This is a genomic window from Litoreibacter ascidiaceicola (assembly GCF_900129235.1).
Taxonomy (GTDB): domain Bacteria; phylum Pseudomonadota; class Alphaproteobacteria; order Rhodobacterales; family Rhodobacteraceae; genus Litoreibacter; species Litoreibacter ascidiaceicola.
The window spans coordinates 216,150-238,540 of record NZ_FQUV01000005.1 but is presented as its reverse complement, the minus strand read 5'-3'; the positions used below and the strand labels follow the sequence as shown (position 1 = coordinate 238,540).

The following is a 22,391-nucleotide window of genomic DNA, read 5'->3' as shown; positions in this document are numbered from 1 at the left end:
CTGCCTTTTTCTGGTCTAGCGTTCGGTATGAACCTATATGCATGGGTAACCAGAACTCAATCAGGGAAAACGACATGGCTATTTCTACCGGCGACACACTGCCCGACGTAAACCTTATCCGCCTCGGTGCAGAGGGGCCGGAAGCGGTGTCCCTGACGAGCCTTACCAAAGGCCGCAAGGTTGTGATCTTTGCCGTGCCGGGGGCCTATACCCCGACCTGCCATTCCGCCCACGTGCCAAGCTTCATCCGGACCAAGGACGATTTTGACGCCAAAGGCGTGGACGAGATCGTTTGCGTGTCGGTCAACGACCCGTTCGTGATGAAGGCATGGGGCGAGGCGACGGGGGCTTCTGACGCTGGCCTGACAATGCTGTCCGACGCAGGGTCCGAGTTCACCAAGGCCATAGGCATGGATTTTGACGCACCGCCAGCGGGTCTGATCGCCCGCTCCAAACGCTACGCGATGTATGCCGAGGACGGTGTGGTGAAGGTGCTGCAAGCCGAGGAAAACCCTGGTACTTGCGAAGTGTCCGGCGGCGAAGCGCTGCTCGCCAGTCTTTAAAAATTCCAAGGCCCTGCCGGATTGGCGGGGCCTTTACCTGCTTGTCGCACGTACCTGCGGGCGCGTGGAGGGCAGCGCGGCCAGCTTGTTATTGGGCATATGGCCGTTTTGTGATAGGGTGACGCCATATATTTTTAGAAAGCGTTTATTCCATGCACATCAAAACTCCAGTTTCGGCCGCACATTTTTCGCTCTCCATTGACGGAGCCCAGATCGCAAGTTTCTCGGAATTGCAGGGAGTGTCCAGTAAAGCCAATACGAAGGCGGCCCCACGCAAACTCCTCGCTCACGAATTGACACATACCGCTCAGCAAATGGTTGGGGTTGGCCGTGTTGCGGTAAGCGTCAAGACGGCCGATCTGGGTCCTGCTGCGGCGCAAAAGTTGCGGGGGTCTGTCGGGCGCATGGTGACCATCAGCGCGACCAACCCTCAGGGTGGCGTCGCCGCGAGCTATCAGGGCAAGCTGATGACACCCGAGCGGGCCGCGTCCGGCGAAACTGTCACCATAGTTTGCGATCACTTGCAGCGGGCGTCACTCTGAACCTTTCCGGGGTCAGGAAGCTTCCGAGATAATCGTGCGTGTGGGGTACGGGATGTCGATATCCGCCTCGTCCAGCGCCTCTTTCACCTTGCGGGTCATGTCGGCCCTGAAAGCGAAATACTCGGTCCGGTCGCACCAGACCCGCACCAGAAAATCGACCGAGCTGCCACCCAGATTGGTCACCTGAATGAACGGCTCCGGGTCGGCATGGGCACGTTCGTCGGCCATGATGGTGTCGCGGATGACTTGTTCGGCCTTCGCCAGATTGACGCCGTAGCCGACGCCGAAGGTCCATTCCGCGCGGCGGGTCGGGTAGACGGAATAGTTTGTGATCGTGTTGCCCCAGACTTCCGAGTTGGGAACGATGACCTGCGTGTTCGACAGCGACGCCATCTCGACAAAGTTCAGGGTAACATCCTTCACCGTTCCGCTTTTGTCGTTGATCTCGACAAAGTCGCCGACCTTGATCGGGCGGAACAGGATCAGCATCACACCCGCCGCGACATTCGACAGGGTACCTTGCAAGGCCAAACCGATCGCCAAGCCAGCGGCACCAATCGCCGCGACCATGGAGGTGGTCTGGATACCAAACGTGTTCAGCACGAACAGGATCGCGAAGGCCATCACTACATAGCGGGCGATGTTCGACAGGAAATTAAACAGGGTGTCGTCCAGCTTGGCGTGGTTCTCGCCAATGCCGCGAATACGGCGGCTGATCCAGCCGGACACAAGCAACGCGATCACCAGAATGGCGATTGCGCTGGCGATACTGCCAATGACGGAAACCATCATGTCGAGGGTGAGATAATCGGCAATGCTTTTGCCGTTCCAGATTTCGGTCTTCAGTAACTCTTCCACTTAACTCTCTCGCAGTCGGTCCATAATCCGAGCCAGTTTCACATCCAGCGGGGAAATGCCGTCTACGTCATGGGTGATCAAGGTGACCGCCACTTTGTTGTAGACATTGGACCACTCTGGGTGGTGGTTCAGCTTTTCCGCATGAATGGCGGCTCGGGACATAAACCCGAATGCGTCGATAAAGTTCCGAAATTTATAGGTTTTTGTGATGGCATCGCGGTCGGGATGCGTTTCCCAGCCGTTTTGCAACAGCTCCTGAAGGTCGGTTTTGCGGGCGTCGTCGCTGAGGGCGTCGGTCATGGGTCCACCTTTTGGTCAGATTTCTTGAACGGGCCGTATTCGGTCATAATCTCGATATCCTCGTCGATGGCCGCGCGTTCTGCATCAAGGAACTGCTGCACCGCGTCGCGAAATCCCTCGTCGGCAATCCAGTGCAGCGAGTGGGTGGCGACCGGCAAATACCCCCGTGCCAGTTTGTGCGCGCCTTGCGCACCTGCCTCGACGCGGGTCAACCCGTGGGTGATCGCCCAGTCGATGGCTTGATAATAGCACAGCTCGAAATGCAGGCAGGGGTGGTCCTCGATGCAGCCCCAGTAGCGACCATAGAGGGTGTCGCGCCCGATGAAGTTCAGCGCGCCCGCGATGTACCGCCCGTCACGTTCTGCCAGTAGCAAAACCATGTCGTCGCGCAGAACCTCCTGTGCCTCGTCAAAGAACGCGCGGGTGAGGTAGGGCGTCCCCCATTTTCGCGCGCCGGTATCTTGGTAGAACAGCCAGAAGGCGTCCCAGTGTTCAGGCTGGATCTGGTCGCCGGTTAGCGCGTGGATGGTGCCGCCAAACTTCGCCGCTTGCGCGCGTTCGCGGCGGATGTTCTTGCGTTTACGCGCCGACAGCGAGGCAAGGAAATCGTCGAAGGTTTTGTACCCGTTCGACACCCAGTGGAACTGCTGGCTGAGTCTTGGCATCAGGCCCATCTGTGCGCCTACTTCGGCCTCGTCCTCGGTGCAAAACGTGATGTGCAGGGAGGAGACGTGGTTTTGCGACGCCAGTTGCACCGCACCTTGCACCAGCGCAGATTGCGCCACGGCCTCGTATCCGGGCTTTACCAGCAGCCTGCGCCCTGTGGCGGGGGTGTGCGGAACAGCCATTTGCAACTTGGGGTAGTAGTTCCCGCCCGCCCGCTCGAAGGCATGCGCCCAATTGTGGTCGAAGATGTATTCGCCCTGCGAGTGGTTTTTGGCATAGAGCGGTGCCGCGCCGATCAGCGTGCCGTTCTGGCGGGCGAGCAGGTATTGCGGCTGCCACCCCGTGCCAGCGCCAACAGAGCCGGAGCGTTCCAATGCCAGCAGAAACCGATGCGTGGTGAACGGATCAATAGCACGACCTTCCCCCGCCTCGGGGCACGCACAGGCGTCCCAGTCGGCAGCATCAATCTGCGTGAGGCTCGCGATGACGCTGATCTCTACCTGCGTCTCCGCCTTATCATCGGTCCCGTCATGCATGACTGAAAGATGGGCCTTCAAGATGCAGGGTCAAGCGGGGATGAACCCCTCGAAGGTGATGTTCTGCGCGATTTCCAACGCCTTATCCGCCTTTGCCTGTGATTTGATCGTCCAGCAGAGGATCTGTGCGCCCTTGGCCTTCAGTTCCGCCACACGGGGTCGGCGAAGGTCGGCGGCTTTATGCGAGATGAAGGAGGCCGTGCTCCAGCCATAGTCAGGAATGTCGCGCAACCGCCTGCAAATCTTGGGTGACAATGGCGCCCAGTTGGACGGTCTAAAGGGGTCTGTAACCAGTCCGCGGGGCCGGTTGGGGCTGAGTTCTGACATCATTCTGGTAGAATGCGGGTTGAAAGACATGACCGCTGCGTCGCCACGGTAGCCGTCTAACGCATCGGCCACGGCGCGTTCCAATGGGCCCACATTCGGACCCATCGCGCCGTCTTGATCCTTCACCTCGATGAGTACAGGAACACGCCCGTCGATCAGGTCCAGCACGGCGGGCAGGTCGAAGATTGTGTCGTGGCTTTTGCTGAGCGTCATGCCCCGTATGGTCTCGGCGGTGCGGGTCTGGATCGGGCCACTTTCACCCGTCAGGCGCGCCATGTCGTAGTCATGAAACACCATCGCCTGCCCATCGAAAGACTGTTGAACGTCCAGCTCGATCCCGTAGCCCGCGTCGATGGCGGCCTTGAAGGCCGACATGGAGTTTTCGATCACGCCCTTGGAGCGGTCGTGCAACCCCCGATGGGTGATTGGACGTGCAAAATACGCGGCGGGCAGGGTCATGTTTTGATCTGGAAAATGCCTTCGATCTCGACGGCGACGTTAAAGGGCAACGCACCAGCACTCACGGCGGAGCGGGCGTGTTTTCCAGCGTCACCCAGTGCTTCGACAAGGAAATCCGACGCGCCGTTGATAACCTTCGGCTGCTCGGTGAAATCGGGTGTGGAGTTCACAAATCCGGTCAGCTTCACCACACGCACAAGGCGGCTCAGGTCACCGCCGCAGGCGGCTTTCAGTTGCGCCAGAAGCGAGATTGCGCAGGTGCGGGCGGCTGCGGTACCTTGCTGGACGGTCAGGTCTGCACCGATTTTTCCGGTGATGAACCCGTCGTCGTTCTGGCTGATCTGGCCGGAGATATACACCGTGTCGCCAACGATAACGCTTGGCACATAATTGGCGGCAGGCGCAGGGGCGTCGGGCAGAGTGACGCCAAGTTCGGCAAGGCGGGTTTCGTAATGTGACATGGTGATCTCCGTTTAGGTCTCGCGGAAGGCGCGATTGAAGTAATCGGTAAAAGGTTTCAGCAGATATGTCATCGGTGATCTGTCGGCGGTTCGGATGAATCCGTCCACTGGCATGCCCGGTACAAGATCTACATCGCCCAAGCGGTCGATCTCGCCCTCTTTCAAAGTCATCTCGACTCGGTAGAAGCTGCGGCCCGTTGCCTCGTCGCGGAACGCATCGCCAGAGATGGACGAAACGGTGCCGAACACCTCCGGCGTGGTGCGAGCATCAAAGGTGGCGAAGCGCAGGGTGACGTCTTGGCCCAGATAGACTTCGTCCACATGGATCGGCTCTATTTCACCGGTGATCACCATCGGGCGGTCTTGCGGCACGATAAACATCAGCGCTTCGGCAGGTTTGATAACGGCGCGTTCTGCAAAGACCGTGAGGCCGAAAATCAGCCCTGAAACTGGTGCGGTGATATCAAGTCGCGACAGGCGCTCTTGCAAAGACAGGCGTTGTTCGCGCAGTTCAAATTCGCGGTATTGCAGGTCGCGTAGCTGGGTGATCGCCTCTTCCTTGCGCTGGGTGGCAAGGCGCAGGATTTCGAGGTCGATCTCGGTGATGCGACCTTCGTTTTCGGCGGCAGAGGCCGTCAGTTCACCTACCGTCCCACGCAGCCGCGCATCTTCACGGCGCAGCGCCAATACGCGGCTGGATTGCGCCAAACCTTTGTCGAGCAGGCCTTGCTGGGTCAGTAGTTCTTCTTGCAGCAAGTCCAGCTGGGTCTCCAGCGCTTGTTGTTGCGCGCGGACTCCGTCCACCTGATTGTCGATTTGAGCCTTGCGTTTTTCAAGCTGCTCGATCGCTTGGTTCGCGGAAGACACGCGCGTTTCGAATAGTAGTTGTTGCCCGTCGATCAGTTCCAGAAGTTGCGGGCGGCGTTGTGCGGCGTCCAGAAGCAGCGGGTCAAACCTGATCTCAGCCTTTTCGTCACGTTCAGCCTTCAACCGGCCATTCCGTGCAAGGATTTCAAACAGCTGCCCTTCGACGATCAACAATTCGGAGCGCAGACGCGTGTCGTCCAGTTTGACCAGTAAATCGCCCTTTTTAACGCGATCCCCTTCGCGCACCGGCACCGCGGCGACCACACCGCCGTCTGGGTGTTGTAGCACCTGACGGTTTTGGTCGACCTCGATGCGCCCCGGCGCGATAATTGCGCCAGAGATGTTGGCCTCCACCGCCCATAGACCGAAGCCGCCCAGCAAGACCACTAGGGCTAGCAGGCCGATGCTGACGGGGGTGCGGGCGGACCATTTGTTTGCGTCACTCATGACACGCCTCCCGGTCCGGACTTTTTGGCAATGGCCTCATGGTTTGCAACCGTGCCGCGCAGGACCTCGTCGCGGGGGCCGAAGGCGCGGCGCTGGCCTTGCTCCAGAACCATCAAAAGCTCGCATTCAGATATGGCGGACGGGCGATGGGCCATGATGATGATCGACCCACCGTCCGCCTTCATCGCGCGGATGGCGGTGTTCAGGGCGAGCGATCCGTCATTGTCGAGGTTGGAGTTCGGCTCGTCCAGCACCAGCAAAACCGGCTCCCCGAACAGCGCGCGGGCCAACCCGATGCGCTGCAACTCGCCGCCGGACATGCGCCCGCGCGTGGCCGAGATATGCGTGTCGTAGCCGTTCGGCTGGCGCAGGATCAGATCATGGGCGTCCGCCTTTTGCGCGGCCTTGATGATTGCCTCAGGATCGGCGTTGGCTTGCAGTCGCGCGATATTTTCGCCGATCGTGCCGTCAAACAGGGTCACTTTCTGCGGCAGATAGCCGATATGGCTTCCCAACGTGTCAGGGTCGTATTGGTCCAGCGCGGCCCCGCCAAGGCGGATTTTGCCACCCACAGTCGGCCAGATGCCCGTCAGCGCCTTTGCCAGCGTGGACTTGCCCGCACCGGACGGCCCGATCACGCCCATGGCCTGACCAGCTGGCAGATCGAACGACACCATGCGCAATGTGGCCTGCTTTTCGCCCGGTGGAATAACGGTGACCTGTTCGCCGCGCAGATGTGCCTCGGGGCGCGGCAGCGGGGTGCGGGGCGGCAGAACGGCAACCTCGGATAGCAACGCCTTGAGGCTGTCCCATCCCATCAAAGCGCGTTGCACCAAGGCCCATTGCCCGATTGCCATTTCGATCGGTGCAAGTGCGCGGCCTAACAGGATAGAGCCCGCGATCATTGCGCCCGCCGTCATTTCGTTTTGGAGCACCAGATAGGCACCAAGGCCAAGCATTGCGGACTGCAAGAACAGCCGTAGCGTCTTGGTGGTGGCGCTGATCGCGCCCGCGCGGTCGGCTTTCAGGATGGATTTTTGCAAGGATTCCGAGCGGAACTTTTGCCAGCGGTCAAAGCTGGCCCCTCGCATTCCAAGGCCTGCGATGACTTCGGTTTCTTCCATGATTTCGTCGGATAGCCGATTTGCTTGCAGGCCGGAAATTCCGGCTTCCAGTTGTGGCTGTCGGGTGGTGCGCTGGTTGACCAATGTCAGGATCACCAGAAGCGTGCCACCGGCGACGGCCAGATATCCCAACCATGGGTGAAAGATGAAAATGGCGGCAACGAAAAACGGCGTCCATGGCATGTCGAACAAGGCCAGCAATGCTGGCGAGGACAGCAGGGTCTGTACCGATTCCAGATCGCGCAAGCCGGTGTTGTTGTCGCCTGATTGCGGGGCAAGGTTGGATTTGCGTTGCATCGCGGAAAAGACGCGGCGGTCGAGTTTGTCCTGAAACCGCGCGCCGATCCGTGATAGGATGCGCCCGCGGGCATAATCCAAAATGCCCATCATAGCGTAAAGGAACACCACAAGGATTGAGAGGGCGACGAGTGTTTCCTCGGAGCGGGAGCCGAGGACACGGTCATAGACCTGCAGCATGTAAAGCGGGCCAGTTAACATCAGGAGGTTAACAAAGATGCTGAAAATGAAGGCCGCGACGAATAGTGGGCGGCTCTCGCGGCGCGCGGCGGTTAGTTCAGCCCGGCCAAGGTGATTTTGCTCTCTTCTCATGCGAAAGTTTTAACCCCATTTTTACTGTCTCGCGCCAGTGCATTGTGAATTCTGCGGCGGATTGTGCCTTTCAATCCTCTATCCACAAAAGATTGAGAGGTCGTGACTTGAACATCTGGAACTTTATAACATCGTCTCATATAGCGCGACACTTGGACTTAAAGACGACCCTGATGGGGGCAAGATGACAAAATTTGCACAAGTACTGCTGAAGCACGCTGCTGTCGTGTTGGTGGCTGCGGCTGTCGCCGGTTGCACCGCTGCGCCTATTGGCGTCGGGATTGACGACCCGATTGAACAGCAAAACCGTGACACCCACGCCACGAACCGTGCTTTGGACAAAGCCTTGGTGCGTCCTGCGTCGAACGGCTACGGCTCTGTGGTACCGTCTCCTGTGCGCACGGGCGTGTCGAACTTTGCGTCAAACCTGAACATGCCGGGGCAGGTGCTCAACAACCTGCTGCAATTCCGCATCGAGAATGCAGGCCACAACACCTTCCGTTTCCTTATGAATACGATGTTGGGGTTCGGTGGTTTGCTGGATGTGGCGACAGAGGCCGGTTTGGAAAACAGACGCACAGATTTCGGCGAGACACTGCATGTCTGGGGCGCGCCTGAGGGGGCATATCTGGAGCTTCCGCTCATTGGTCCCTCGACCGAGCGTCATGCCGCTGGTCGTGTTGTCGACATTCTGATGAACCCGCTGAATTTCGGCGTTGAAGGCCCGCTGCGAAGCGCTGGAACCGGGGCCAGCGTGGCCGCACGGTTTGGTGATCGCTACCGCTATTCAGATTTGGTAGACTCTGTTCTATATGAAAGCGAAGACAGCTACGCACAGGCGCGGCTTCTGTATCTGCAAAACCGGCGCTTCAAGCTCTCGGGCGGGGCGCAGCCGGACTATATTGACCCCTATGAGGCCGTCTATGGTAATGAATAACCTCTTTTCCCGTCGCGCGTTTGTCGCCAGCCTTGCTGCGCTGACGTTTCCCCTTCCCGCCTTCGCGATTTCCGGCCCTGCTGCCGAAAAGCTTGTCGAGAACGCGGTCGGCGACATCAACAAGATCATCGCTTCGGGCAAGTCCGGGAATGCGATGTTGCGTGATTTCGAACGTGTCTTCGACCGTTACGCTGATGTGAACATCATCGCGCTGACAACGCTTGGTCCAGCACGTCGTAGCGCCAGCAAGGCCGAAGTGTCGGCTTTTGTGGCCGCCTTCAAGGGCTACTTCACGCGCAAATACGGCAAGCGTTTCAACGAGTTCGTCGGTGGTCAAATCATCGTCGAAGGCTCCCGTGCTTCCAAAAGCAACGTGGAGGTTCAGTCCACCGCCAAGCTGCGCGGCTCTGCGCCGTTCAAGGTAACTTGGCTGGTGTCCGATAAATCTGGCAGCCCGAAAATCTTCAATATCATCATTGAAGGCGTGAATACGCTTACCTCCGAGCGGGCCGAAATCGGTGCCATGCTCGACAAGCGGCGCGGCGATATTGGCGCGTTGACCGCCGACCTCAAAAAGCTGGGTTAATTCCCGCCTAACAGCTTCCCGAGCAGATTGCCCACATCGCGGATGATCTGCTCGGTGACGTTCTCCAGATTTTGGTTGCCTTGCGTGTTGCCACCGTTTCCGCGTGGTCGCTGTGCCACTTGTGGTTGTTGCACGGGTTCTGGCCGCGTGACGCGGGGCGGGTTGGCGGGGCGGATCATCGGCAGCGGTTCCGCCGGAAGGCCGTCCGTGACGCGCACCATGGTCTCTTTCCAGATCTCCGCCGGCAATCCTCCGCCGGTCACACCTTTCAGCGGGGTGTTGTCGTCATAGCCCATCCAGACGCCGACCACATATTGCGCGGTGAAACCGATGAACCACGCATCCTTTGCAGCACTTGTGGTGCCGGTCTTGCCCGCGACTTCGCGGTCGCCCAGTTTGGCGCGCCGTCCCGTGCCGTCATTGACGACGCGGTACATCATATATGTCAGCTGCTGCGCGGCGCTCTCTGTGATAACCCGCTCGCCGTAACCGCCGCCTTGGCCGAACAGCGCTTCCTGGTCGCCTTTCAGGCGCAGCTCGCGGATGCCGTATGGCGACACTGCACGCCCGCCATTCAGGATGCCCGCATAGGCCCCCGTCATCTCCAGCAACGTGCTTTCAGACGCACCAAGCGCCAGCGCGGGGCCGGCGGCCAACTCATTGTCGATGCCGAATCTTTCGGCCACATCGCGCACGTTGTCACGGCCCACGGCTTCGGACACTTTAACGGCCACGGTGTTTATGGACTGCGCCAGCGCATCGGTCAGCGTCATTTCGCCTTTGAAGTTGCGTGTGTAGTTCTTCGGCGTGTAGGGGCCCGAGCCGGGGACGTTGATAGTGAAGGGTTCATCCACCACGATGCTGTCATACTGGAAGCCCAAATCCATCGCGGCGGCATAAACGAATGGCTTGAACGCCGATCCGGTTTGCCGCTTGGCCTGCACCGCGCGATTGAATGCGCCGGAGACCTTGGCCTGACGTCCACCCACCATGGCGCGCACTGCGCCATCGGCGGACATGACCACAATCGCGGCCTGCGCCTCGGAGCCTTCGCGCACTTTTTCTTCGAAGATGTAATCCAGCGCGTCTTCCGCGGCCTTTTGCAGGCGCGTGTCGAATGTCGAGCGGATCATAACGTCTTCGGTCGTATCGTTCGCCAGAAAGTCGGGCGCGGTGTCCATCACCCAGTCCACGAAATATCCACCGGCCCGCGCTTGCGCGGCTTTGGACAGGGTCGCAGGGGTGGCATTTGCCGCAGCCTCGTCGGAGGAGGTAATGTAATCCTGCTCACGCATCAGTTTCAGCACTGTCGCCGCGCGGTCTTGGGCGCGTTGCAGATTGTTGGTCGGCGCATAGGTGGACGGGGCTTTCAGCAAGCCCGCCAGCATTGCGGCTTCCGGCACGCTGACTTTGGCGGCGTGTTTGCCGAAATAGATTTGCGATGCGGCCTCGAACCCGCGTGCGCCGCTGCCCAGATAGGCGCGGTTCAGGTAGATCGACAGGATGTCGTTCTTTGAATACTTGGCTTCCATCGCCAGCGCGTAGAGCGCTTCCTTGCCTTTGCGAGCCAAAGTGGTGCGGCGGCAGTCGGATTCGTACTCCGTTTCGTTCTTCCACTTGGAGGGGTCAAACTTCACACCAAGGCATAGCAGCTTGGCCGTTTGTTGCGTCAGGGTAGAGCCGCCGTTGCCTTTCCACGGTTTGCGCCCCTCGCGCATGTTGATGCGCATCGCCGATGCGACACCACGGGGCGAGATGCCCAGATGCCAGTAGAACCGCTTGTCCTCGGTCGCGACCACGGCGTTCTTCAACGCAGGCGCCACGGATTCCGCGCGGACCGCGCCGCCGAAATTGTCACCGCGCCATGCGAAAACCACGTTTTCGCGGTCCAGCACCGTGACCGAGCCGCGGGTCCGCCCGTCCAGCAATTCCTCGACCGGAGGCAGTTGCGCATAGGTATAGGCCACGGCAGCCGCCAGCAGAATCGCGGCGACGGCGGTGATCCGCCATGTCAGCCGCCAGATCAGCCGGAAGGTCCAGACAAACGGGAACAAAATCCACCCGATCACGCCACGTTTGCGCGGTGCGGCCTTGCGCTTGGTCACGCGGGGCTTCGGCTTGGCCTTGGGTTTCGGCTTCGCTGCGGGCGCCTTGGAATAGCGCTTTTCTGCCACCAATGGGGGCTTTTTACGTCCGGAATTGCTCATGTACCTGCGCTTCAAGGCTGCTTTTTGTTCGGGTCAATATAGGGCGGCTTGTTGCAGATGTGGAGAGGAAGTCTGCGCAGAGCACGTCTCAATTGTGCCCAATTCGTAGGCATCGGTTAAAAATTGTGCAAAAATTCATGCCGCATGGCAGCATTTTCTCTGAAATCGCGGCGGGAAACATTGCTGCGCGCCCCGCTTCCTCGCTGTCTTGCTTTCAGACCTGCCCTGCGTATCAGGGCGAAATCGAAGGGGAAGACAGTGAAACTGATCATTGCAGCAATCAAGCCGTTCAAGTTGGAGGAGGTTCGCGAGGCGCTGACCGCCATCGGCGTGCGCGGGATGATGGTGACCGAGATTAAGGGCTTCGGCTCTCAGTCCGGTCACACCGAAATTTACCGTGGCGCGGAATACGCCGTGAACTTTGTGCCAAAGGTCAAGCTGGAGATCGCGGTGACCGCCGCCATGGCCGACCAAGTGGTCGAGACCATCGCCAACACCGCGCGGACCGACAAGATCGGGGATGGCAAAATCCTCGTGCTGGACGTGACGCAGGCTGTGCGCGTGCGCACCGGCGAAACCAACGAAGATGCGTTGTAAGGGAACCCAACACATGAAACTCACTCAAATTCTAACCGTTGCCACGCTGATCGCGCTGCCAACGACGGGCTTCGCCCAAGACGCCGAAACCCTGCCGGTCAGCACGGAAGTCGGCTTTATCTTCAACACCTTCATGTTCCTTGTCGCGGGCTTTCTGGTGTTCTGGATGGCGGCAGGTTTCGCCATGCTGGAGGCAGGTCTGGTCCGCTCCAAAAACGTGGCAATGCAGCTCACTAAGAACATCGCGCTGTTCTCGCTGGCGGCGATTGCTTATTACCTTATCGGCTACAACCTGATGTATCCTGGTGATGGCTGGTCCATTGACGGCATCATCGGGGCCTTCTCGATGGCCTCGCTGGAACCTGTGGGTCTTGAAGGGGCAACGCCTGACCTGACCTACGCTTCAGTCGGCTCCGACTTCTTCTTCCAGTTGATGTTCTGCGCCACCACCGCGTCTATTGTGTCCGGTACATTGGCCGAGCGTATCAAGCTGTGGCCCTTCCTGTTCTTCGTGATCGCGCTGACCGCGTTCATCTACCCTATCCAGGCCTCTTGGAAATGGGGCGGTGGCTTCCTTGACGGCATGGGCTTCCTCGACTTCGCAGGCTCCACGGTCGTGCACTCCGTCGGGGGCTGGGCAGCACTTGCAGGCGCTTTGATCCTCGGGCCACGTCTGGGCAAATACAAGGACGGACGCACGGTGCCTTTCATGGGCTCCAACCTGCCACTGGCCACGCTTGGCACGTTCATCCTGTGGCTCGGCTGGTTCGGCTTCAACGGCGGCTCGCAGCTTTACATGAACACCGCGGGCAATGTGGGCGACATCAGCCGCATCTTCGCCAACACCAACACGGCTGCTGCCGGTGGCGCTGTCGCTGCACTGCTGCTGACGCAACTGCTCTATAAGAAGGTCGACCTGACCATGGTGCTGAACGGCGCGTTGGCCGGTCTGGTTTCCATCACGGCGGAACCACTGACCCCGAGCTTGGGCGCAGCGACCCTGATTGGTGCTGTCGGTGGGGTAATCGTGGTCTTCGCGGTGCCCTTCCTCGACAAGCTGAAAATCGACGATGTTGTCGGTGCGATTCCGGTGCACTTGATGGCAGGTATCTGGGGAACTATCGCTGTGGTCTTTACAAACGGCGACGCCAGCATCGGCACGCAGCTCTATTCGATCCTTGTGGTGGGTGCGTTTACCTTCATCGTGTCCGGCGCCATCTGGTTCATCCTCAAGTCGACCATCGGTATCCGCGTATCCGAGGAAGACGAAGTCATGGGGCTCGATATGGCAGAGCTGGGTATGGAGGCCTATCCAGAGTTCACCAACTAGGCATCTACGACGAGATAAAAAAAGGGCGCGGCCATCTGGCTGCGCCCTTTCCTGTTTCTAACTGAAAACCGAACTAGACGGTCTCTTTGATCCAGCCTTCAAACGCTGATTTCGGAGCAGCGCCAACTTTGTTGGAGACGACTTCGCCGTCTTTGAACATGAATAATGCCGGAATGGAGCGGACGCCAACGGCGGCTGCGGAATTCGGGTTCTCGTCGACGTTAACTTTGACGATTTTCACCTTACCTTCGTATTCGGCGGACAATTCTTCCAGAGCTGGGCCGATTTGCTTGCAAGGGCCACACCATTCGGCCCAAAAATCGACCATGACCGGGATGTCCGAGTTGCGTACTTCGGCGTCAAAAGTTGCATCGGTGACTGCGACGGTGGCCATATTTAGCCCTCCAAACTGAATGAGATTTGCGTTGGTTGGAACCTAGGTAGCCCCGCACCGCACGTCAAGATGTATGGGCTGCGACCAGTGCGCACCTCACGATGTCGTGCGGAAGCGTCATAAGCTGCGCGGATTGCGTCCAAAGGATTGCCACCTCTACAGATTTTTGCGGATAGAGCTGCTCCAGCATCTCCAGATACGCCCCCATCTGCGACAGAATCCCTGTCGGTGTTTTTTCTGCCGTGTCGGGCAGGACCACGTTTGACTTGAAATCCACGGCAAGGATTCGGTCGTCTTCGATGATCAACCGGTCGATCGTACCCAAAACCACCTGCCCGCCAAGCGAGGGCAGCTTTGCGGTCAATGTGACCTCCGCCAAAGTGCCATCCGCGAAGATATGGGCCAAGGACGGATCGCCCAGAACCGCCTGCGCCAACGGGTACAGGTCTTCCTCATTCGGGCCATATCGACCCAAGCGATTGGCCAAATCCATCGGGTCAGCAGCATGGGGCAAATGCTCAAACAAGCGGTGCAGCGCTGTTCCCCGCGCCTTGGCATCCTCTTCCGACAAGGCCGCGCCACTCGGATCGGGCAGCGCCTTTGCGCCTTCAAACTTAGATGGCGATAAGGGTTCTGGCGTTGGCGCGACGGTCGGGGCTTTGGTCTCCACCCAAGCGGGCAGGGCCGCGCGTTCGGGTTTCGCCTCGGCCTCGCGGCGGGGCAGATCATCGGGCCAGTTCAAATGCGCCAATCGCCCGTCTACCACGCCCGCCTTGGCCATTCCGGCCTCGGCCACCGCATACCAGCCGCCATCCTCCAGCTTCGCAGGTTTGCCCGCGCCACAGATAATCAGCCAGCTTTCCGCGCGTGTCATTGCCACATAGAGCAGCCGCATCCGCTCCTCGCGCTGGCGCTTCTTGATCTCGTCGCTCAACTCTACCTGCGCAGGTGGCATGTCGTCGGACTTGGCCTTCCACAAGGCCACCCCGTCGCGGTTCAGCACGTCATCACGGACCGAGTTCCGCACCTGCCCCGTATCCGGCAAGATCACGATCGGCGCTTCCAGCCCCTTGGCCCCGTGCACCGTCATCACCCGAATGGCGTCGCCGGCGCTGTCCATCTGACGCTTGATCGTTACCTCGTCGCGGGCCAGCCATTCCAGAAAACCTGTCAGTGACGGGATGTCCGCCCGCTCATACGCCATCGCCTGATCCAGCAGCGCGGCGATACCTTCGTCCGCCTCGATCCCCAGACGCGCCAGCAATTTTTCGCGGCCATTGTGGCGGGTCAGCACCCGCTCCAGCAGGTCGTACGGGCGCAGGTAGTCCGCACTGTTTCGCAGATCACGCAGCATCTCGCTCACATGCGCAAAGCGGTCTTTCTGCTCCTCCAAAGCGCGCGTCAGATAATTTGGGCGTCCATGGGCAAGGTCGAACAACTCCCCTTCCGACAGCCCGCATAAGGGGGAGCGCAGCACGGCGGCCAGCGACAAATCATCCTCCGGCGTCGCCAGATAGCGCATCAGTGCGGTCAGGTCTTTCACCCCAAGCTCCGCCCCGATCCGAAGCCGGTCCGCGCCCGCCATAGGCAGGCCTGCATCCTTACAAGCGCGGATAATCTCGTGGAACAGGGTCGATCTGCGCTGCACGAGGATCAGGAAATCCCCCGCCATGATCCGGCGGGTTTCCTGCACATCACGCCCGTCCACGCGCTTCACTTCGGTGATCTGACCGTGCAGCAAGCGGTCCTTGATTGTCGCCGCAATCTGGCGCGCCAGCAGAACCGAATGGTGGTCGTCGCCCACAGTATCAACCGGATCAAACCAGTCCTTCTTCTCGGCTTTCTCGGTCTCGTCGATCCAGTCCCACTGATCGACCCGTCCGGGCAGGTCTTGTTTGAAGGCCACATGCTCCACCCGGCCGCCCATGCCGCGCATCAGATCGCCGGTGAAGCTGGCATCCACCAGACCCAAAACCGCCCTAGAAGACCGGAATGAGTGCAACAAGTCCTGTCGTTGCAAAGGCTGCCCGATGGCGGTCAGCGCCTCGTCGAAATGGGCACGCATCGCTTCGAACGCGTCGGGATCCGCGCCTTGGAACGAGTAGATAGACTGCTTCTGGTCGCCCACCACGAAAATCGTCCGTTCAGTATCCGCGCGTGCGCCTTGGCCCGCGGTAAATTCCTGCGCCAGCAGGCGCACCACATCCCATTGGCGCGGGGCGGTGTCCTGCGCCTCGTCCACCAGAATGTGGTCGATTCCACCATCCAGACGGAACAGCACCCACGCCGCGACGCTTGGATCGGTCAACAGCCCGCGGGCTTTCAAAATCAGGTCGTCGAAATCCAGCCATGCATGGGACTGCTTAAGGGAGTCCAAACGAGGCAGATAGGCCTGCGCAAATTTATGCAGCGCCAGATTGCGCGCGTGCGCAGCCAGTGCCTGCCGTATCGGTCGCGCCTCGGATACGCGCATTCGAAGGGCGTCAAAAGGGTCTAACAATGCCCCAAACGCCTCTTTCGCGCCTTTGGTCGGTGGATGTAGCTTCGGCAATCCTTCCGATTTGCCGGACGCGGACAGGAACAGCTTTTCCAACTGCGTCAGGAGCGCCAAGCTTGGCGTGGAGCAATCCAGCATAGCCAAGCTCTGCCCAAGCTGCATATCACTCTTGCCGGTGCAGCTTTGCAGCACCGCCGCCACATCGCGCAGCATCGCAGCCTCATTCCCATGGAATACAGACTCTAAAACGACCGCTTCGGTTACACCTGAGCCCAACCCGCCCGCAGCACGCAGGTCAGCGTCCGTGGCGGCACTGTCAAACAGCTCCTTGCGCCCAAGCAGCTCTTGCAGGAACCCGTCCACTTCCGCTCCGCTGAAATGTTGCGCGAAGGCGGCCATGGCGTCGGGGTCTTGTAATGCTACCTCTTCCATCACGTCTTCGCGCAAGGCTTTGGCCGCGCGGTCGTCCATTTCGGTAAACGCCGGAGATACGCCAGCTTCCAGCGGAAAACGCCGCAATAGGGACGCGCAGAACGAGTGGATGGTCTGGATTTTCAACCCGCCCGGTGTCTCGATCGCCTTGGCGAACAGCCGACGTGCCTCCGACAGCACGTCCGGCGCGATGTCTTCCGCGCCCAAAGCCGTCAGGCTTTCCCGTAGCTTCGCGTCTGGCATCATCGCCCAATCGCCCAATCGCTGGAACAGGCGGTTCTGCATCTCCGACGCCGCCGCTTTGGTATAGGTTAGACACAAAATCCGTTGCGGCGGCACGCCGTCCAGCAGCAACCGCGCCACGCGGTCGGTCAGCACCCGCGTTTTGCCGGATCCCGCATTAGCGGCGAGCCATGTCGATGCCTTCGGGTTGGCTGCTGCAACCTGCGCCTGCGTGGCCGCGTCCCGCTTCATTGGCCCACCTCCTGCGCGAAGGCCTCATCGGTTTCGTCCCATTCGCCAAAGCGGGCGAGGTGGTCGTAATTCTGTTCCCAACGGGTCTCGAACACCGCGCGGCGGGAGGAAAATCCCTTGTCCGGTTCTAAATAGGCACCGATCAATGCGGTCAGTTCATCCCAGACTTTGTCCAGATCGCCGAACTCGAAGCGATCACCCTCCTGCTTTGCAACCGAGCCTAGGCCGATATAGTCGGCACCAACCACTTTACGCCTTGTTAGACCCTCAAAACCGTCCTTGTCAGCAATCGCTGCCAGCAGCGGAAGCTGCTTGTTGAAGTGGTCACGTTGCGCCTTCGTGGGCAGGGATCCGGTCTTGTAGTCATACAGGAACAGCGCGCCGTCTGTGGCCTCGTCAATCCGGTCGGCACGGCCTTCCAGCGTAAAGTCGAGCCCGTCGAGTTTCACCGCACCGCGCTCCTCTTGCAGCAGCGGGCGGGCATATTGGCGGCGCAGATGTTCCGTTTCGATGAACCACGGCGCGACCCGCTCCAGCTTTGCTTGCCACATGGCGCGGGTCGCGGGCCAAGGCACCATCTCCGCGAAGACCTCTTCGGCCATATCGGTCAGCTTCTGAACCGCGTCATCCGGCAAATGCGCGGCAGTCTCGTCAATGAACCGGTCCAATACATCATGCAGCGCCAGCCCGCGCAACGGCGCGTCGGCAGAAGCGTGGAGCGCATCCAGCGGGCGCAGCTTCAATACATAGCGGGCATAAACCGCGTAAGGATCGCGGATCAGGGTCTCGATCTGCGTCACCGGTAGCTTTTTCGGTCGTGCGGTTAGCGGCGGTATCGGGGAGGGGCGCTTGGCGGGCGGCACGTCACCGCGCGGCGTATCCAGTGCCGAGGCGAGCGCGACCCATTCGGCTCCACGCCCCCGCATCGCATCCAAGGCGGGCTTCCCTTCGTCTTGCAGCCCACCCAACAGGTTGGTCAGCCGGTTGACCCAGCGGGATGGCACTGTTTCGGCCTCCGCGTTGCGTTTGGCACGGGTAAGCCACACGTCCGGCGCCGCAATTGCTTGCTGGAAATCATGCGCTGACAGCCCGATGCGCCGGTCCGGCAGCAAAAGCCCTGCATCCCGTCGCATCTGTCGGTTGAGCCACGGGTCGGGGCCGGGAAGTTCCGGCCAAATGCCGTCGTTCAACCCCGCAAGGATCACCATGTCAGAGCCTTGAACCCGCGCTTCCAACGTCCCCCAGATCATGATGCCGGGATGCGGTGCGTTCGGGTCGCGCACCTCGTGGCGGTTCAGGACAAAATGCACAAGGTCGCCATAATCAGCGCAGGACATCTCGCCGCCGGCGCTGGCGGCTTCACGCAGTTCGCTCACTGCTTTCGCCGCCTCCTCGCCAGTGGGTTTGTCCCACATCGCCGCGCCGCACAGTTGCTCGGTCAATGCGATGTGGCTTTCCAGCAGTTCTGGCAGGGGGCCGGTCGTGCAGTGCGCCAGGGCGTCCAGAACATCCCAAACTCCGGCGACCCATGTTTGGATGCCTTCATCCGACTTGCGCTTATCTGCCCATGCCAAAACCTCCTCACGGGTGGGGAAGGGCGGGCCGCCCCGCAGCAGCTCAAGCTCCAGATCGCGGGTGCGCTTCAGATGATCGCCGCGCTCGCCAGATGCCACCAAGGGATGTTTCAGCAAGGCCAGCAGCTTGTCCGAGGGCAGTTTGCGCCCCATCAGTTCCGCCGTCTGACGCAAAATGCGCCCGCTTGGCGTTTGAGGCAGCGGAATACCCGCACTGTCGTCAGGCTCAATCCCCCAGCGTTGCAGCGCGGCGGTGACCTGACGGGTCAGCATCCGGTCGGGAGAGATCAGCGCCGCGCTTTGGCCGTCCTCCGCCGCCTTTCGCAACCGCAACGCAATGGCGAGCGCTTCGTGGCGGGCGGTGGGGGCTTCGATCAAGGTCACATTGCTGGTCGCCTCGGCCAAATCACGCAGTTTAGGGCCTTCCAGCAGCCATTCGTCCGTCACGGGCGCAGGGCGCAAAGCCAGCGACACCAACGCATTCCGTCCCGCGCTCGCGGGTGGGGTGTCATCCCAAAGCGGCACTTCGGCATTGGTCAGCTCCAGCGCACGTAACAAGGCATGAAACCGGTATTGTGGATGGTCCTCGCTGGCCAGATCATCGTCCAGCTGGTTCCACACGGTTTCAGGCATATCAGTGTCGAATCCGGGTAAGATCAACGCGCCTTGCGGCAGTTTCGCTACCGCCTCCATCAGCAATCGCGTGGTGCCGCGTGATCCGGTCGAGCCCGCGATGATCACTGGATGCGATGGGGGGGTGTCCGCCCAACGTGCGATCAACCGATTCACCACGACACGTTGCCGCGCTTCGGCATTCAGCGGTGCGTCCGAGGCGAAAAACTTGGTCACCAGTTTCAGGAACTTCTGGCTCCGTTCCCAATGGGCGGAGTGGCGGTCCACATCCAGCTCCCCCAGCGTGTCGGGATGCACGCCTTCGCCCTGCATTTCCTCCATCAACGCAGCGAGACTGTCCGCCAGATCAAACGTATGCGCGCGGGCGGCGAAGTCGCGTTCGGCTTCGATCAGCTTGCGTACTAGTTGTGCCAGTTCCAGCCGCCGCACTAGCGGGTTCACCGCGTCGGGAAGGTCAGCGCCAATGCCATCGCGCCCCAGATCGGTGACCAGCCGCAGTTTGGGCAGAAAACTGGCGTCTTGTTGGGCAAATAATGCTCGGATGCGGCGCTGCATGCGGGCGGTGTTCACGAACAACTCCACCCGCGCCATGTCATGCGGCGCGGTGTCTTTCATGCGGTCACGTAACCCGCGCACCAAGGCCGCCGGAAAATCAACTCCGGGTGGCAGGGCAAAGACGCGCGGGTGGTCGGAAGGGTCAAACATTGGCATGTTGCTCCAGCATTTTCTCGGCCAGCCCGATGCCGTCAGGGGTGCCTACATCCGCCCAATAGCCCGGATATTCCACGCCAAACAGGCGTTGTTCGGGCAGCATCTGGTCCCACAACACATTCAGCGAGAAACTTGCCTCGGTGATCTTTGCAAGCCCGCCCGTATGAAGCACCTGCGCGCCGGTATAGACCATGCCGCTGGAACTGCGTGTTAGATGATCTTGCGCGTCGGTGGCGAAATTTCCGGCGCGGGTGTAGCCAACCGTGCGCTCCAACGGGACCAGCAGCAGCAACGCGCCCATCTGCTCAGGGCGCCACGCCTCGCGCAGGCAGTCGAGCGGGCTTGGCCCCGCCCAGATGGCGTCGGAATTCAGCGTGAAAACGGGTGCGTTGCCCAGATGCGGTAGCGCCGCTTTCAACCCGCCGCCTGTGTCGAGTATCTCCGGTTGCTCGACCAGCAATTCTGTGTCGGGGCGGCCCTTCACATGCGCGGCGACCATGTCTGCTTTGTAATGGGCATTCACCACCGCTTTGACCCCCGCCGCATCGGTCAGGTCCAAAGCATGGTCCAGCAATGCCCGCCCCGCGACCTCAATCAACGGCTTTGGGCGGTTCTGGGTCAAATCCCCCATACGCGTGCCAAACCCTGCGGCAAACACCATTGCGGCTGTTGGATCAGCCATGGGCGGCAGCCTTGATGCGGGCGATAATCTCGGCTTTGGGCGCAGGGGCATGCGTCTCGATAAAGTCGCGCAGTTCTGCAATCTCTGGGTGCTTCAGGTCGCCCATCAAATTTTCCCAAACGCGCGGCATCATGTCGGGATAGTTCGGCTTGCCGTCGCGAACACAAAGGCGGGCAAAGCCGCCGATGATCCGCAAGTTGCGCTGTGCCGAGCACGCGGCATAGGCGGCGGTGAACGCCTCAGCATCAGCTCCTGTCTGCGCGATGTAATAGGCCAGCATTTCTTGCTGCACATCCGTCGCCACATCACGCCGCGCATCTTTGAGCAGGGAGGCCAGATCATAGGCCGGATGGCCCAGCATCGCATCCTGAAAATCCAGCAAGCCGACACGCGCCGCCCCGTCACGGTCTGGCAGCCAAAGCAGGTTTTCGGCGTGGTAATCGCGTTGAACCATCACTGACTTTCCCGTCATAAGGCGGTCCAGCATGTCGCGTACAAGCGCGTTATATTCTGACGCCAGCGCATCGGGAACCGACTGTCCGGTCGCGTGGGGAAGGTACCAGTCCGGCAGCCGCATCGCGGTGACCGCCATCGCGTCGGCGTCGTAGGGGGCAAGGGGCGGTGGCGGCGCATTTTGCGCCACGATCAGCGCGTCGATGGCCGCTTGGTACAGCTGGGCTTCCAGCTCCGGACGGCGCTTCACAACACGCGCCAAAAGGTCATCGCCAAGGTCTTCGATCAGCAAAAACCCGTGCGTTGCGTCCTGCGCATAGATCCTCGGCGCGCTCAGCCCGATGTCGGACAAATGCCGCGCGATGGCAGTGAATGGCCGTACGTCTTCGCCTCGTTCAGGGGCCGCGTCCATCAGCACTGCGGGCGGCAGGCCGTCCTTGCGCACACGGTCGTATCTCCGGTTTGACGCATCGCCCGCCAAGGGCGTGCGTGCCGCACCGCTCCAATCGGTCGAGGCGATAAAACGCTCCGCCTGCTCTTGCCGCGTCTTGGTCATTCGGGGGGTATCTCCATGGCGCTGGACAAGCGGGTGATCAGATCGGTCGGGCCGTCAATCCTGACATGCCGCCTGTCTTGGTGATTGGGGTCGGGCGTCATGGTCAATTCCACCGCGCCATCCGGGCGCAGGCTGCCCAAGCGGTCCGGCCATTCAATCAGGCACAAGGCGCTGTCAAACGCCTGCTCCAACCCCAGTTCGATCAACTCACCCGCATCTGTCAGGCGGTAGAGGTCGGCATGCCACACGTCCAGCGGCCCCAGTTCATAGGTCTGCACCAGCGTAAAAGTCGGGGACGGGACATCTTCCAATGCGCCTTTCTGGGCCATCAGGGTCTGGATAACATTGCGTGCGAAGAAGCTTTTGCCCGCGCCCACAGGACCGTTGATCAACACGCACAGGCCCGGCGTTGCGATGGCCGCGAAGGCATGCGCCAAACTGGCGGTCGCGTCCGGCGAAGCCAGATCGGCGGTCCAAACGGATCGCGGCGCGCCTGCTTTGTGTCGGGAGGGGGCGGGAGACGTCATGAGATGCAGTCTTACGCCAACCTGCCCTGCCTTCAAGCGGTG

General features: G+C 60.4%; 20 protein-coding genes. 6 read left to right on the top strand and 14 right to left on the bottom strand.

The genetic code is table 11. The features are described 5' to 3' along the window. Nucleotides 1–74: 74 nt before the first annotated feature. Both BUB72_RS12180 and BUB72_RS12175 read left to right on the top strand, forming a co-directional pair. On the top strand, nt 75–563 hold the full coding sequence (locus BUB72_RS12180; RefSeq protein ID WP_073144399.1) for a peroxiredoxin: 489 nt from the start codon (nt 75–77) through the stop codon (nt 561–563). Nucleotides 564–715: 152 nt separating this feature from the next. Further along, entirely contained in the window at nt 716–1,105 is a 390-nt protein-coding gene (locus BUB72_RS12175; protein ID WP_073144118.1) for an eCIS core domain-containing protein, read from the top strand. A gap of 12 nt (nt 1,106–1,117) precedes the next feature. Here the strand turns inward: BUB72_RS12175 and BUB72_RS12170 are convergent, their stop codons facing one another. From BUB72_RS12170 to BUB72_RS12140, 7 genes are read right to left on the bottom strand one after another with little or no spacing between them, the layout of a single operon-like run. Next, entirely contained in the window at nt 1,118–1,963 is an 846-nt protein-coding gene (locus BUB72_RS12170; protein WP_073144116.1) for a mechanosensitive ion channel family protein, read from the bottom strand. Then, nucleotides 1,964–2,263 carry a 4a-hydroxytetrahydrobiopterin dehydratase gene (locus BUB72_RS12165; RefSeq protein WP_073144114.1) on the bottom strand — a complete coding sequence of 100 codons (300 nt, stop codon included), beginning with the start codon at nt 2,261–2,263 and terminating at the stop codon, nt 1,964–1,966. It lies immediately after the preceding gene. Next, on the bottom strand, nt 2,260–3,465 hold the full coding sequence (locus tag BUB72_RS12160) for a GNAT family N-acetyltransferase (protein WP_073144112.1): 1,206 nt from the start codon (nt 3,463–3,465) through the stop codon (nt 2,260–2,262). Before BUB72_RS12160 ends, BUB72_RS12165 begins: the two co-directional genes overlap by 4 nt. Before the next feature lie 30 nt (nt 3,466–3,495). Beyond that, nucleotides 3,496–4,251 (bottom strand): glycerophosphodiester phosphodiesterase family protein, encoded by a 756-nt coding sequence (locus BUB72_RS12155; RefSeq protein WP_073144110.1) that lies wholly within the window; start codon nt 4,249–4,251, stop codon nt 3,496–3,498. Then, nucleotides 4,248–4,712: a RidA family protein gene (locus BUB72_RS12150; RefSeq protein WP_073144108.1), complete on the bottom strand. Its 465-nt coding sequence runs from the start codon at nt 4,710–4,712 to the stop codon at nt 4,248–4,250. Before BUB72_RS12150 ends, BUB72_RS12155 begins: the two co-directional genes overlap by 4 nt. 12 nt (nt 4,713–4,724) lie before the next feature. Then, on the bottom strand, nt 4,725–6,026 hold the full coding sequence (locus BUB72_RS12145) for an HlyD family type I secretion periplasmic adaptor subunit (protein ID WP_073144106.1): 1,302 nt from the start codon (nt 6,024–6,026) through the stop codon (nt 4,725–4,727). Further along, on the bottom strand, nt 6,023–7,759 hold the full coding sequence (locus BUB72_RS12140) for a type I secretion system permease/ATPase (RefSeq protein ID WP_073144104.1): 1,737 nt from the start codon (nt 7,757–7,759) through the stop codon (nt 6,023–6,025). Before BUB72_RS12140 ends, BUB72_RS12145 begins: the two co-directional genes overlap by 4 nt. Nucleotides 7,760–7,943: 184 nt before the next feature. Here BUB72_RS12140 and BUB72_RS12135 point away from each other — a divergent pair, with 184 nt between their 5' ends. Together BUB72_RS12135 and BUB72_RS12130 are read left to right on the top strand one after the other, a co-directional pair. After that, nucleotides 7,944–8,696, top strand: coding sequence for an MlaA family lipoprotein (locus BUB72_RS12135; protein ID WP_073144102.1), 753 nt, complete (start codon nt 7,944–7,946; stop codon nt 8,694–8,696). Continuing rightward, nucleotides 8,689–9,282, top strand: a complete 594-nt coding sequence (locus BUB72_RS12130) for an MlaC/ttg2D family ABC transporter substrate-binding protein (protein ID WP_083588662.1) — start codon at nt 8,689–8,691, stop codon at nt 9,280–9,282. Before BUB72_RS12135 ends, BUB72_RS12130 begins: the two co-directional genes overlap by 8 nt. On the opposite strand, the gene BUB72_RS12125 is transcribed toward BUB72_RS12130, so the two are convergent. Further along, entirely contained in the window at nt 9,279–11,489 is a 2,211-nt protein-coding gene (locus BUB72_RS12125) for a transglycosylase domain-containing protein (protein WP_073144097.1), read from the bottom strand. The genes BUB72_RS12130 and BUB72_RS12125 overlap by 4 nt on opposite strands. A gap of 258 nt (nt 11,490–11,747) precedes the next feature. Between BUB72_RS12125 and BUB72_RS12120 the strand changes: the two genes are divergently transcribed. Together BUB72_RS12120 and BUB72_RS12115 are read left to right on the top strand one after the other, a co-directional pair. After that, nucleotides 11,748–12,086, top strand: a complete 339-nt coding sequence (locus BUB72_RS12120) for a P-II family nitrogen regulator (RefSeq protein ID WP_073144095.1) — start codon at nt 11,748–11,750, stop codon at nt 12,084–12,086. 13 nt (nt 12,087–12,099) lie between these two features. Continuing rightward, the gene (locus BUB72_RS12115) at nt 12,100–13,416 is read left to right on the top strand and encodes an ammonium transporter (protein WP_073144092.1); all 1,317 of its coding nucleotides are present in this window, start codon (nt 12,100–12,102) and stop codon (nt 13,414–13,416) included. Nucleotides 13,417–13,489: 73 nt separating this feature from the next. On the opposite strand, the gene trxA is transcribed toward BUB72_RS12115, so the two are convergent. The 6 genes from trxA to tsaE form a co-directional block, all read right to left on the bottom strand. Then, the gene (gene trxA / locus BUB72_RS12110; protein WP_073144090.1) at nt 13,490–13,810 is read right to left on the bottom strand and encodes a thioredoxin; all 321 of its coding nucleotides are present in this window, start codon (nt 13,808–13,810) and stop codon (nt 13,490–13,492) included. 64 nt (nt 13,811–13,874) lie between these two features. Beyond that, nucleotides 13,875–17,213 (bottom strand): double-strand break repair helicase AddA, encoded by a 3,339-nt coding sequence (gene addA / locus BUB72_RS12105; RefSeq protein WP_073144088.1) that lies wholly within the window; start codon nt 17,211–17,213, stop codon nt 13,875–13,877. Beyond that, nucleotides 17,210–20,125: a double-strand break repair protein AddB gene (gene addB, locus BUB72_RS12100; protein ID WP_073144086.1), complete on the bottom strand. Its 2,916-nt coding sequence runs from the start codon at nt 20,123–20,125 to the stop codon at nt 17,210–17,212. The genes addA and addB overlap by 4 nt, the downstream gene beginning before the upstream one ends. Beyond that, nucleotides 20,118–20,813: a nucleotidyltransferase family protein gene (locus tag BUB72_RS12095; RefSeq protein ID WP_073144084.1), complete on the bottom strand. Its 696-nt coding sequence runs from the start codon at nt 20,811–20,813 to the stop codon at nt 20,118–20,120. The genes addB and BUB72_RS12095 overlap by 8 nt, the downstream gene beginning before the upstream one ends. Further along, complete coding sequence (locus BUB72_RS12090; RefSeq protein ID WP_073144081.1) at nt 20,806–21,822, bottom strand: aminoglycoside phosphotransferase family protein; 1,017 nt, start codon at nt 21,820–21,822, stop codon at nt 20,806–20,808. Before BUB72_RS12090 ends, BUB72_RS12095 begins: the two co-directional genes overlap by 8 nt. Then, complete coding sequence (gene tsaE / locus BUB72_RS12085) at nt 21,819–22,349, bottom strand: tRNA (adenosine(37)-N6)-threonylcarbamoyltransferase complex ATPase subunit type 1 TsaE (RefSeq protein ID WP_083588646.1); 531 nt, start codon at nt 22,347–22,349, stop codon at nt 21,819–21,821. The genes BUB72_RS12090 and tsaE overlap by 4 nt, the downstream gene beginning before the upstream one ends. Nucleotides 22,350–22,391 lie beyond the last annotated feature (42 nt).

What these genes read in the sequence shown, in the direction of transcription:
- BUB72_RS12175 (WP_073144118.1), top strand. Translation starts at nt 716, where the DNA reads ATGCACATCAAAACTCCAGTTTCGGCCGCACATTTTTCGCTCTCCATT.
- addB (WP_073144086.1), bottom strand. Translation starts at nt 20,125, where the DNA reads ATGTTTGACCCTTCCGACCACCCGCGCGTCTTTGCCCTGCCACCCGGA.
- BUB72_RS12180 (WP_073144399.1), top strand. Translation starts at nt 75, where the DNA reads ATGGCTATTTCTACCGGCGACACACTGCCCGACGTAAACCTTATCCGC.
- BUB72_RS12150 (WP_073144108.1), bottom strand. Translation starts at nt 4,712, where the DNA reads ATGTCACATTACGAAACCCGCCTTGCCGAACTTGGCGTCACTCTGCCC.
- BUB72_RS12125 (WP_073144097.1), bottom strand. Translation starts at nt 11,489, where the DNA reads ATGAGCAATTCCGGACGTAAAAAGCCCCCATTGGTGGCAGAAAAGCGC.
- BUB72_RS12155 (WP_073144110.1), bottom strand. Translation starts at nt 4,251, where the DNA reads ATGACCCTGCCCGCCGCGTATTTTGCACGTCCAATCACCCATCGGGGG.
- addA (WP_073144088.1), bottom strand. Translation starts at nt 17,213, where the DNA reads ATGAAGCGGGACGCGGCCACGCAGGCGCAGGTTGCAGCAGCCAACCCG.
- BUB72_RS12135 (WP_073144102.1), top strand. Translation starts at nt 7,944, where the DNA reads ATGACAAAATTTGCACAAGTACTGCTGAAGCACGCTGCTGTCGTGTTG.
- trxA (WP_073144090.1), bottom strand. Translation starts at nt 13,810, where the DNA reads ATGGCCACCGTCGCAGTCACCGATGCAACTTTTGACGCCGAAGTACGC.
- tsaE (WP_083588646.1), bottom strand. Translation starts at nt 22,349, where the DNA reads ATGACGTCTCCCGCCCCCTCCCGACACAAAGCAGGCGCGCCGCGATCC.
- BUB72_RS12115 (WP_073144092.1), top strand. Translation starts at nt 12,100, where the DNA reads ATGAAACTCACTCAAATTCTAACCGTTGCCACGCTGATCGCGCTGCCA.
- BUB72_RS12145 (WP_073144106.1), bottom strand. Translation starts at nt 6,026, where the DNA reads ATGAGTGACGCAAACAAATGGTCCGCCCGCACCCCCGTCAGCATCGGC.
- BUB72_RS12165 (WP_073144114.1), bottom strand. Translation starts at nt 2,263, where the DNA reads ATGACCGACGCCCTCAGCGACGACGCCCGCAAAACCGACCTTCAGGAG.
- BUB72_RS12130 (WP_083588662.1), top strand. Translation starts at nt 8,689, where the DNA reads ATGAATAACCTCTTTTCCCGTCGCGCGTTTGTCGCCAGCCTTGCTGCG.
- BUB72_RS12160 (WP_073144112.1), bottom strand. Translation starts at nt 3,465, where the DNA reads ATGCATGACGGGACCGATGATAAGGCGGAGACGCAGGTAGAGATCAGC.
- BUB72_RS12090 (WP_073144081.1), bottom strand. Translation starts at nt 21,822, where the DNA reads ATGACCAAGACGCGGCAAGAGCAGGCGGAGCGTTTTATCGCCTCGACC.
- BUB72_RS12095 (WP_073144084.1), bottom strand. Translation starts at nt 20,813, where the DNA reads ATGGCTGATCCAACAGCCGCAATGGTGTTTGCCGCAGGGTTTGGCACG.
- BUB72_RS12140 (WP_073144104.1), bottom strand. Translation starts at nt 7,759, where the DNA reads ATGAGAAGAGAGCAAAATCACCTTGGCCGGGCTGAACTAACCGCCGCG.